Source organism: Microbacterium jejuense, from assembly GCF_039544225.1.
GTDB lineage: Bacteria > Actinomycetota > Actinomycetes > Actinomycetales > Microbacteriaceae > Microbacterium > Microbacterium jejuense.
Map to the genome: position 1 here is coordinate 558,079 of NZ_BAABLG010000001.1, position 10,062 is coordinate 568,140.

The 10,062-nt window shown below is 70.6% G+C and carries 9 protein-coding genes; 2 read left to right on the plus strand and 7 right to left on the minus strand.

Annotated elements, in window-relative coordinates; all coding sequences use genetic code 11:
- Position 1: 1 nt before the first annotated feature.
- Together ABEA46_RS02355 and ABEA46_RS02360 are read right to left on the minus strand one after the other, a co-directional pair.
- Entirely contained in the window at positions 2 to 1,897 is a 1,896-nt protein-coding gene (locus ABEA46_RS02355; protein WP_345542723.1) for a hypothetical protein, read from the minus strand.
- Positions 1,898 to 2,019: 122 nt separating this feature from the next.
- Positions 2,020 to 3,708 (minus strand): choice-of-anchor I family protein, encoded by a 1,689-nt coding sequence (locus ABEA46_RS02360; protein WP_345542724.1) that lies wholly within the window; start codon positions 3,706 to 3,708, stop codon positions 2,020 to 2,022.
- A gap of 239 nt (positions 3,709 to 3,947) precedes the next feature.
- Here ABEA46_RS02360 and ABEA46_RS02365 point away from each other — a divergent pair, with 239 nt between their 5' ends.
- Together ABEA46_RS02365 and mmsB are read left to right on the plus strand one after the other, a co-directional pair.
- Positions 3,948 to 5,144 (plus strand): acyl-CoA dehydrogenase family protein, encoded by a 1,197-nt coding sequence (locus ABEA46_RS02365; protein ID WP_345542725.1) that lies wholly within the window; start codon positions 3,948 to 3,950, stop codon positions 5,142 to 5,144.
- A gap of 32 nt (positions 5,145 to 5,176) precedes the next feature.
- On the plus strand, positions 5,177 to 6,076 hold the full coding sequence (mmsB, locus tag ABEA46_RS02370) for a 3-hydroxyisobutyrate dehydrogenase (protein ID WP_345542726.1): 900 nt from the start codon (positions 5,177 to 5,179) through the stop codon (positions 6,074 to 6,076).
- A 33-nt stretch (positions 6,077 to 6,109) separates the two neighbouring features.
- Here mmsB and ABEA46_RS02375 read toward each other — a convergent pair whose 3' ends face one another.
- Genes ABEA46_RS02375 through ABEA46_RS02395 form a run of 5 tightly spaced genes read right to left on the minus strand, consistent with a single transcriptional unit; the run spans position 6,110 to position 9,894 of the window.
- Positions 6,110 to 6,955, minus strand: coding sequence for a hypothetical protein (locus tag ABEA46_RS02375; protein WP_345542727.1), 846 nt, complete (start codon positions 6,953 to 6,955; stop codon positions 6,110 to 6,112).
- Positions 6,952 to 7,575, minus strand: a complete 624-nt coding sequence (locus tag ABEA46_RS02380; RefSeq protein WP_345542728.1) for a hypothetical protein — start codon at positions 7,573 to 7,575, stop codon at positions 6,952 to 6,954. Before ABEA46_RS02380 ends, ABEA46_RS02375 begins: the two co-directional genes overlap by 4 nt.
- The gene (locus ABEA46_RS02385; RefSeq protein WP_345542729.1) at positions 7,572 to 8,162 is read right to left on the minus strand and encodes a hypothetical protein; all 591 of its coding nucleotides are present in this window, start codon (positions 8,160 to 8,162) and stop codon (positions 7,572 to 7,574) included. Before ABEA46_RS02385 ends, ABEA46_RS02380 begins: the two co-directional genes overlap by 4 nt.
- Positions 8,163 to 8,202: 40 nt before the next feature.
- Positions 8,203 to 9,558 (minus strand): hypothetical protein, encoded by a 1,356-nt coding sequence (locus ABEA46_RS02390; RefSeq protein WP_345542730.1) that lies wholly within the window; start codon positions 9,556 to 9,558, stop codon positions 8,203 to 8,205.
- Between the two features lie 9 nt (positions 9,559 to 9,567).
- Positions 9,568 to 9,894: a hypothetical protein gene (locus ABEA46_RS02395; protein ID WP_345542731.1), complete on the minus strand. Its 327-nt coding sequence runs from the start codon at positions 9,892 to 9,894 to the stop codon at positions 9,568 to 9,570.
- Between the last annotated feature and the right edge of the window lie 168 nt (positions 9,895 to 10,062).

A 10,062-nucleotide genomic window follows, 5' to 3' on the forward strand; every position in this document is an offset into this window, starting at 1 on the left:
GTCAGCGGGAGGTGTTGCGGCCCGCGATCCGGGCGTGGTCGAGACGCGAACCGGGCCGCGCAGGCGCGATCAGGCGCATGCCGCCGGCCGTGAGCTCGACGGCATCGGACGAGAGGGATGCCGTCGTCGCGGCATCCTCCTGCGGCTCGGCGGACATGCGCAGCCGACCGGCCGCGAACGTCGGGCCGAGCTCGCTGAGGACGAGGCCGCGCGCGGCGTCGACGTCGAGCCAGGGCACCTCGATCTCGATGCCGGCGTCGCCGACGCGCACACGCGCGGTGCGCTCCTGGCCGTCGAAGCGGGCGTCGGCGAGCGACCACTCGATCCACACGCCCGCGGTGTGCACCTCGACGCGGTGCGCGCGGTCGAAGGACGAGGGCGCCCCGGGGGCGATGCCGTCGACGCGCACCGCGCCGGGATCGACACCGCGGATCCGGAACCGCATGAGCAGCTCGCGGCTGGGCGCGTCCTCGCCGGCGGCGATCGCGTCGAGGTGGATGTGCGCGTCGCCGGACGGGGTCGCAAGCGACACCGCCCACAGCACGTCGCCGCCGTCCTGGACGGCGCTGAACGAGCCGCCCGCGAAGCCGTGACCGTCGCGCACGACCTCGATGCCAACGTGCCGGGCGGGCGTCGCCGGGTCGAGCGGGTCATCGTCTGCCTCGGCCCAGAAACCGAGCAGCGGACGACGCTGCAGCCAGGTGTCGCCGAAGTTCACGGTGCCGAGCGTCAGAGCGCCGTCGCGCCAGCTGGTGCCGGTCGTCGGCAGGACGAACGAAGGGATGCCGGCGGCAGCCGCCGCCGAGATGCCCGCGACCTGCCCGTCGATGTAGTGCGTGTCGGCGAACGTCTCATGCCCCGTTGCCGGTGGTGCCATCCGGTCCAGGAGCGGGCGGAGGTCGTCGGGGATGCGGTAGTCGATGACGGCGTCCGGCGCGACATGGACATTGGGCGCCAGCGTTTCGGGGGTGAGTCGCGTCCAGGTCTCGGGCGCGACGCGCTGCACCACCAGCAGCGCACCGGGGGTGTCGCGCAGATCGGTCTCGTAGCAGCGGGCCATCGGTCCGGTGAGCTGCCCTGTCGCGGGGTGCCAGCGCGCGAGGAGGTGCTGCCAGGCGAGCCGCTCGAGGTCGGCGGCGAGCGGGGTGATGCCGGGGTCGTCGAAGTACTGCCGTGTGGCGGTGAGCGCCTGGATCACGATGTGCCAGTAGGTCGGCGAGTTGAACTCCGCGAAGCTGCCGACGCCGGTCAGCCGGGCGTGAAGCCGCCGCAGTCGTCCGCGGCCGTAGTCCTCGAAGGCCGGATCGCCCAGCAGGGTGCCCGCCGCGAGCGTGACGAAGGTGCCCTTGACCGCGATGTTCGTGTAGTCGAGGTCGACGTCGCGGCGGATGATCGACCGCGCCGCGTGTCGCAACCCGGCTCGGGTGCGCTCGAGCACGTCGGCGTCGAGCAGCTCGGAGTGACGCAGCAGGATGAGCGACAGCACCTCGCCGTGGAAGTCGGCCCAGTTCCAGTCCGGAGGGTCCATCTCTGCCAGAGGCTCTTCAGCCCAGTAGGGCCAGATCCCGTAGGTGTCGCTCGTCGGATCGGTGTCCTGCAGGGCGAGGACGGCGTCGATGACACGTGCGGCGCGCGCGGCGCGGGACTCCCCGTCGACGGTGGGGTCGCCGGCGCGATCGAGCTCGAGGAGCGCGAGAGCGTACGACAGGCTCTCGCGCGGCGGGTGCGCCGAGCCCGTGACGATGCGGGTGTGGATCGGGTTGGGCTTGGCGGGTGCCAGGAGCAGGTCCCGGTCGGGGTCGTAGCGTGCGTCTCCCGCACGTCGGGCGGCATCCAGGCAGAGCGGGTCGGCGGTATGGACGGGGTCGGCGGTCCGGGGTGCGTCGGCGGCGATCACGCCATCAGCCTATTTCAATTCAGTGGATTTAGTCCACCTCTTGATCGGAATCGATCATCGTGCCGGCGCCCTCAGACGCAGCGGGTCCGCCGGCCGACGCCGACGGGGCCCGCTGCGTGCGGTCAGCGCCCGACGAGCGCCGTGATCTCGAACAGCGTGGTCGTGCCCGACACCTCGTTGCCCACGGCGAGGAGCGGGGTGCCGGTGGCCGACTTCGCGGCCGGGATGAAGGCGACGCCCTCCGGGCCGAGGTCGCCGGCCGCGGCGAGGTCGCCGCCGCCTTCGACCGACACCGAGAAGTCGCGGTTGTTGACATATGTCACGAAGCGCGGGGCCTTCGGGTCGGTGATGTCGAACACCGCGATGCCGCCGACACGCTCGAAGCCCACGAACGCGTACGTGCGGCCGTTCACCTGGCCGATCGCGACGCCCTCGGGCTCGGGGCCCTTGTCGTCGCTGCGGCCCTCGAAGTTCGACTCGGTGTGGTTCGAGTTGACGAAGCCGGGGATCGCGGCCGCGGTGAGCTGCTCGAACTGCGAGCCTGAGTCGAACACGAGCGTGCCGTCGGTGCTCCAGATCGAGAACGAGCGCCCGCCGAACGCGTACAGCTCGCTGTAGCAGCCCGCCGCGGCGTCGAACCCGTTCTCGATCGTGACGTTCAGGCGACCGAGGTCGGCGTCGCCGAGGAACGACGCGAGCGGGCTCGACGCGCACACCGGGCCGTAGCCGTCCTTCTTCAGGTCCTTGACGCGCGAGACCTCGCTGTAGTCGCCCCACTCGCGGGCGTCGCCCTCGTTCGCAGTCACGAGGTAGGTCTTGCCACCGGCCGTGTACGACTGGATGGCGTCGGGCATGTAGAGGCCCTTCAGTCCCTCGTACGTGCGCAGCGAGAACGCCTTGTCCTTGTCGCTCGGGTCGAGCGCGTTCTGTGCGAGGCCGAGGTCCTTCGTGCCCAGCGGCAGGATGTCGGTGACGCGCGCGCTCGGGATCTGCACGACGGCGATGGCGTTCGCCTCCTGCAGCGACACGTAGGCGTTGTTGCCGTCGACCGCGATGTACTCCGGCTCGAGGTTGCGGCTCACCGGGTGGTCGTCGCCGTGCGGGGTCGGCCCGAACACGCGCACACCCGCGGGCAGCGTCTTGCCGCCGCCGGCCTCGTAGGCGTGGAAGTCGGCCGTCTTGACGTCCTTCTGAGAGGCCGCTGCGACCTTGTTCGGCAGCTTGACGACGCTGACCGAGCCCTCGGGGTCGGACGAGAAGTCGTCGGCGGGCTCGCCCTCGTTCGCGACCAGGGCGTACTTGCCGTCGGGCGCGATCGTGACCATGTCGGGGAGCGCGCCGACCTGGACCGTGCCCAGGACGGCGGAGGCGGCATCCTTCGCACGCGCGTCGAAGAAGACGAGGTGACCCGGATCGGTCTTGACGGTCGACTCGAAGGCGACGACGCCGAGGCCGTCGGCGCGGACGGCGACGGAGTTGGCGACGCCGTCCGAGCTGAGGGCGAACTCCTTGGCCATCGCGGACGGGTCGGAGTAGTCGAGGACGCTGACCGAGCCCGCGAGGGCGTTGACGACGAACAGCCGGTCACTGTACGCGGCGACGATCTCGGCCGCGGACTGGTCGAAGGCGCCGGTCTCGAACGTTCCCACCGGGGCGAGCGAGATCGCGGCGTCGGCGGCCGAGTACGAGATCGGGTCGGGGACGATGGCCGCCTGGGCGGCGAGCGGGCTGAGGGCGAGGGCGCAGGCGGCGACCGCGGTGGCGGCGGTGGCGGCGACGGCGCCGGCGCGGCGTGAGGCGCGTGAAGGCATCGGGTTCCTTGTCGGAGTCGGATGTGCAGAGGGGGTGGCGTCGCGATGGGCGCATGACGTGACTATCGGCGTCCGGTGTCGCCCCGGTGAACGAGCGGCGAACGGATGCGGCATCTACTGATCTCCGGAATTCCGAGCAGATACAAGGACGTCCATGTAAAATCATCACTGTGCCAACGACGGCACGATCGCGTTGATCAGGATGCCCCACAAGGAGCGTCCTGATCCGAGAAGGAGCAATGGTGACCACGATCGCCCCCCTCAGCCAGACGACGCCGGCCCCCGACCCCGCGGCGCCCACCCTCACCGCGGAGGAGCGCGCCGCGATCCTCGACGCCGTACGCGAGTTCGCGCAGCACGAGCTCGCGCCGCACGCCCTGGAGTGGGATGCCGCGTCGCACTTCCCGCGCGAGACGCTCAACCACGCCGGCGACCTCGGCCTCGGCGGCATCTACGTGCGCGAGGACTTCGGCGGCACCGGCCTGTCGCGCTCGGACGCGGCCGCGATCTTCGAGGAGCTCGCCCAGGGCGATCCCGCGATCGCCGCCTACATCTCGATCCACAACATGGTGGCGTGGATGATCGACACCTACGGCGACGAGACGCAGCGCGGGCAGTGGCTGCCGCCGCTCACCTCGATGTCGGGCTTCGGCAGCTACTGCCTCACCGAGCCGGGCGCGGGATCGGATGCCGCAGCCATCGCCACCAGCGCCATCCGGTCGGGCGACGACTACGTGCTCACCGGCGTCAAGCAGTTCATCTCGGGCGGCGGCGAGGCCGCGGTCTACATCGTCATGGCGCGCACCGACGCCGACGCCGGTGCGCGCGGCATCACCGCCTTCCTCGTCCCCGCCGACACCCCGGGACTGTCGTTCGGCCAGCTCGAGCACAAGATGGGCTGGAACGCCCAGCCGACCCGTCAGGTGATCCTCGACGAGGTGCGGGTGCCCGCGTCGAGCATCCTGGGCGTCCTCGGCCAAGGGTTCAAGATCGCGATGTCGGCGCTCGACGGCGGGCGCATCAACATCGCCGCGTGCTCGCTCGGCGGGGCCCAGTGGGCGCTGGACCGCACGGTCAAGTACGTGCACGAGCGCTTCACGTTCGGTGAGCCCCTCGCCGAGAAGCAGGCGGTCGTGTTCGCGCTCGCCGACATGGCCACGGAGCTCCGTGCCGCCCGCTCCCTCGTCCGCGATGCGGCGGCCGCGCTCGACGTCAAGGCTCCCGACGCATCCATGCAGTGCGCGATGGCCAAGCGCTTCGCGACGGATGCCGGCTTCAAGGTGGCCAACGAGGCGCTGCAGCTGCACGGCGGCTACGGGTACCTCCACGAGTACGGCATCGAGAAGGTCGTGCGCGACCTGCGCGTGCACCAGATCCTCGAGGGCACCAACGAGATCATGCGCGTCATCATCGGCCGGCAGCTGCTCGGCGGCTGACGCGCACGGCCGCGACGAAGAAGAAGGTCGACATGAAGATCGCATTCCTGGGCCTCGGCCACATGGGCCTGCCGATGGCGAAGAACCTCGCCGCCACCGGTCACGACGTCGTCGGCTTCGACGTCGTCCCCGCCGCCGTCGCGGCGGCTGCTGAGGCCGGGCTCGCCACCGCTGATTCGGGAGTGGATGCCGCCACCTCCGCCGACGTCGTCATCACGATGTTCCAGAGCGGCACGCAGGTGCTCGACGCCTACCGCGGGACCGCCCAGGCGGCCGGACTGCTCGCGGTCGCGGCATCCACCGCGCTGTTCATCGACTGCTCGACCATCGCCGTCGACGAGGCGCGCGCGGCACACGCGCTCGCGGCCGCGGCGGGTCACCGCTCGCTCGACGCGCCGGTGTCGGGCGGCGTCGTCGGCGCCGAGAACGCGACACTGGCGTTCATGGTCGGCGGCTCGGACGAGGACTTCGCAGCGGCCGAGCCGCTGCTGCAGGCCATGGGCCGTCGCATCGTGCACTGCGGCGGGCCGGGGCTCGGCCAGGCGGCGAAGGTGTGCAACAACATGATCCTCGCCGTGTCGCAGATCGCTGTCGCCGAGGCGTTCGTGCTGGGGGAGCGGCTCGGACTGTCGCACCAGGCGCTGTTCGACGTCGCGTCCAACGCGTCGGGGCAATGCTGGGCGCTCACCACCAACTGCCCGGTCCCCGGCCCCGTGCCGACGAGCCCTGCCAACCGCGAATACCAGCCCGGGTTCGCCGGCGCGCTGATGAACAAGGACCTCGGCCTCGCCGAGCACGCCGTCGACGCGACCGGCGTGGCGGCGCGCATGGGCATGCTCGCGCGGGAGATCTACCGGGAGTACGCCGCCGGCGAGGGCGCCGGCCGGGACTTCTCAGGCGTCATCGAGTCGATCCGCGCCGACAGCGCCTGAGGGCGCGTCGCAGCGCCTGAGGGCGCCGCAGGACTACAGCTTCACGCCCGCGTAGCGCACGCGCCCGGACGGCGAGTTCTGGTCGAACCCGACCGGCCGGACCACGTCGTCGCGCGCAGCGAAGGCCGCGAGGCCGTCGGCGCGCGAGCGCTCGAACTCCGCGCGCTGTTCGGGCGACAGGGCCGCGATCGCCTCGTCCCAGTCAGCGGTCGCCTGAGCGGCGGACTGCGCCAGCCGCTCGCCGAGCTCGTCCGTCAGGCCGCTCAGAGCGCTCTTGTAGGCCGCGATGCCCCGTGCGACCGGCTGCCAGCGGATGATCGCGCGTACCGTGAGCGCCGCGACCACGATCGTGCACACCGCCAGCAGCACGAACGCGGCCCACAGCCCGGGCGCGAGCAGCAGCGAAACGCCTGCCGAGACGCCGAGCAGCACGGTCGACAGGCCGAGGTATCCGGCGGTGTTGCGGTTGGGCGGCTCAGCACGGGTGAGCCACGCGTTGCCGGCATGCAAGGCGAGGGCCAGGACAGCGCAGGCGGTCGCGACCCACGCGGCGAGCGGGCCGGTGAATGCACTCGACATGCCCGCCATGACGATGCCGAACGCGACGGCCGCCGCCAGGAACCCCCAGAGGTCGAGCGCCACACGATCGCCGACCTCGGGGTGCTCGGGCAGCCGCTCCTCACGCTCGCGCAGCTCGTCGCGCAGCGCGCGCAGCTCTTTGTCGAACCGGCGGTCGATGGGCACGACCCGGTCGAACGCCGGCCGGTCGACCTCGGTGAGCGCGGCATCCTCGATGTCGCGCGTGACGGTCGCCGCGCCGTAGATCAGATCCGGGCTGACCTTCATCGCGATCGAGACGGCGCGGGAGTCTGCGGTCATGAGGCGATCCCTTCGTGTTGTGCCGGCACCGGGACGGCGTCATCCGGTTCGAGGCGGATGCCCCGCACCAGCTCGTCGACGAACGGGAGCATGATCGCGCCTGCGCCGATGCGGTCCGCGACGGCCGTGACGAACACGAGGTGGTCGTCACGGCGGAAGACGTAGTTGAACGCGCCCTCGGCGCGGCCGTCCTCGTCGGCGAGCACGATCGCCGCGCGCCGGCCTTCGCCGAGCTCGGCGGTCTCGAACGGCACCACCACCGGCGGGATCTCGGCGGCGTCATCGCGCACGAGTTCGTCGAGCGACTCGGTGACCGGCCGGCCGAGCATCGCAGCCACGTCCTCGAAGGTGCCGCAGTACACGCTCGCGATGCCGAACTCGAGCAGGCGCCGCGGGCAGAACAGCAGCACCTCGCTCGCTCGCGGATTGTGGGCGGCGCGAGCGGTGTCCGCCAGCTCGCGGACGGCGTCTCGGGCATCGTCGTCGAGCGAGCCGGTGTCTTCTTCGAAGTCGGCGATCAGGCCTTCGCGCCACTCCGCGACGTCGGCCCACTCCGCGGTCGGGAATCCGGTGGGCACGGGGTACCACGCGCCGCGGTCGTACGAGATGGCGTACCTCATGCGGCGGCCTCCCACGCGAAGGTGCTCAGCAGCGTGTCGCTCAGCATCGTCAGCTGCTCGATGAACTCGTCGTCCTCGTCGTCCCGCGTCGCCGGCGCCGGGATCGTCGTCGTGAACGCGAGCGCTGTGCGGCGCCCGGTGCCGGGCACCGGGATGAGGTAGTTGACCACGCGCGCCGTCGAGCCCGCGAACTCGCCTTCGCCTGCCGTGTCGGCCTGCCAGCGCACGATCTGCCGGTCCTCACCGAGGAAGTCGGCAGCGCGATCGCGGAACAGTGCGGCCACCTGACGGTCCAGCGTGCCGCCCAGCTGTCCCGAGATGAGCGCTGCCGTGATCGACATGGGCAGCACGTCCTCGGCGGCGACGTCCTCCTGGAGGTACAGGGCGAACACGCGTCCCTGCTGCATCTTGCGATACGCCTGCTCGAGGATGCTGCGCATCTGCGAGTCCAGATCGGGCCGGTGCTGCGAGCGGAACACCTCGCTGGTGCGCTCCATGAGCAGCCGGATGCTCTCGCGATCAGCCGGGCGCTCGACCCATCCGGTCGGCAGCAGCAGACGGTACGGTGGCACATCCTCGGGGGTCACAGGATCAATCCTCTCAGGGTGCGGGTGCCGCGCCGACCGCTCAGCTCGCGAGCTGCTCTCGCCAGGTGTCGACCGGCTGCGGGTCTCCCCACGACGCGATGTCGTTGGCGCGTGCGTTCACCATGCGGCTGCGCTTGACGGCGAAGTCGACCACGTTCGCGACCTGCTCGGTGCGCGACAGCGCGCTGCTGCCGCTCGACACCACGTCGGCCAGCGACCGCAGCTGGGGCGTCATGAGCTGCTGATGGTGCGCCGAGAACGACGCGAACGTCTTGGCGAACTCCTGCGTGTAGGCGCGGCTCGAGCCGCCCAGGATGCGGGTCGGGATGTTGCGCAGGCCGGCGCCGCCGAAGCTCGAGAAGCTGCTGCGGATGTTGCGGGCGAGGCCGGCTGCGGCCTTCTCGCTGAGGTCCGAGCGGAACAGAGCACCGCCGCCCTTGGCGAGGCCGCGCAGATCCTTGATCCGCTTGATGGGCGTCGCGATCTCGTCGAACGGGATCTTGACGAGGCTCTTGCCGGCCGTCGCGAACTTGCCGCCCTTGATGAGCGGACCGAGTTTGGCGAGCTTGCCGAACGGCAGCACGCCGACGACCGCCCAGGCGACGTCGGTGAGGGTCTTGCGACCCTTCGCATAGAGGAACAGGGTGCCGAGCAGCGCGATCACGCCCACGATGGCGGCGAGGGCTGCGAGGATCGGGCCGCCGATGATGAGGGCGGCGATCGCGAGTGCCACACCCACCCACGTGAGCACCTTGAGCACGACGTCCACGACACCGGCGAGGTTGTCGGTCCAGTCGTCGGTGACATTGCCGTGCGTCGCGTCGTTGATGGCCCCGAGCGCGTCTTCGTAGGCCTCGTCCCAGTGGCCCCACTGGGTGTCGTAGTCGTCGAGCAGGTGGTTGAGGGCCGTCTGCGCCTTCGTCGCGAGGACTCCCTTGTCGTGGGCGTCCTGCGCGTCGGTCTGGTGCTGCGTCTTCGCGGTGGCGTCGGTGGGGTCGTAGTCGGCGGACGAACTCGCGGTCGAGCTCGCGGTGTCGGCGGCCTCCTTCGCGCTGTCGTAGTCGCGCTTTGCCTGCTCCGCGTCGCGCACGATCGTGCGCATCATCGACTGGACGGTGTCGAGCTTGGAGCCGTACCGCTTCATGGCGGTACCGGTCGGCTTGTAGCGGTCACCGGCGAGCCGCAGCTCTTTGTAGGTGTCGCCGACCTCGTTGCGGATCTTCTCGATCGAGCGACCCTTCTCCTCGGTCGCACCGCCGCCGATCTCCTGGAGCACGTCGGCGGCGGCGTGCATCTGGTCGCCGAGGTCCTCGATCTCCTTGCCCCGCTCGGTGATGCCGCTCGCGTTCCCCGCGAGGACGTGGACGCGGTGGCCCTGCTTCGTGTAGATGTCCATGACTCCCCGTCAGCGCCTCGGCAGGTTGCGGCCGTCGTCTTCTTTGAGCTCCAGGTCCTTCGACAGTTGGAGGTCGAAGTCCTGCCACCCCTTGCAGGTGCTCTCGACGGCGGCCTGGATGCCGGAGAGCTTCTCGACGAGGGCGTTGCGGCGGTCGTCCCAGCCGCCCTCGAAGTCGTGCGTCTTGTCGTGCAGACCCGAGCGGCCGTCCGGCCGGTCGATGAGGTTCTGCAGGTCATCGGTGCGCTTGGCAGCATCCTGGAATTCGACGAGGATCTGCTTCAGCGAGCCGTTCAGGCGGTTCAGGTGATCGACCTTGATGTAGACGTCGGTCATGAGCGCTCCTCAGCGGGATGGTGGTGGATGCCGTGAGCCTGGTGGGAAGGGGCGGATCAGCGCCCCTTCCCACCAGGTGGAATCGATCAGTTGCCGGCGAGGGCCTGGTCGGTGTCCTTGATCGCCTGCATCATCTTGCGCAGCGACTCGCCCATGTCGGAGATGCCC

Bases quoted from the DNA above. Each gene is read 5' to 3' on its own strand.
- ABEA46_RS02360 (WP_345542724.1), bottom strand. From the start codon at position 3,708: ATGCCTTCACGCGCCTCACGCCGCGCCGGCGCCGTCGCCGCCACCGCC.
- ABEA46_RS02365 (WP_345542725.1), top strand. From the start codon at position 3,948: ATGGTGACCACGATCGCCCCCCTCAGCCAGACGACGCCGGCCCCCGAC.
- mmsB (WP_345542726.1), top strand. From the start codon at position 5,177: ATGAAGATCGCATTCCTGGGCCTCGGCCACATGGGCCTGCCGATGGCG.
- ABEA46_RS02375 (WP_345542727.1), bottom strand. From the start codon at position 6,955: ATGACCGCAGACTCCCGCGCCGTCTCGATCGCGATGAAGGTCAGCCCG.
- ABEA46_RS02380 (WP_345542728.1), bottom strand. From the start codon at position 7,575: ATGAGGTACGCCATCTCGTACGACCGCGGCGCGTGGTACCCCGTGCCC.
- ABEA46_RS02390 (WP_345542730.1), bottom strand. From the start codon at position 9,558: ATGGACATCTACACGAAGCAGGGCCACCGCGTCCACGTCCTCGCGGGG.
- ABEA46_RS02395 (WP_345542731.1), bottom strand. From the start codon at position 9,894: ATGACCGACGTCTACATCAAGGTCGATCACCTGAACCGCCTGAACGGC.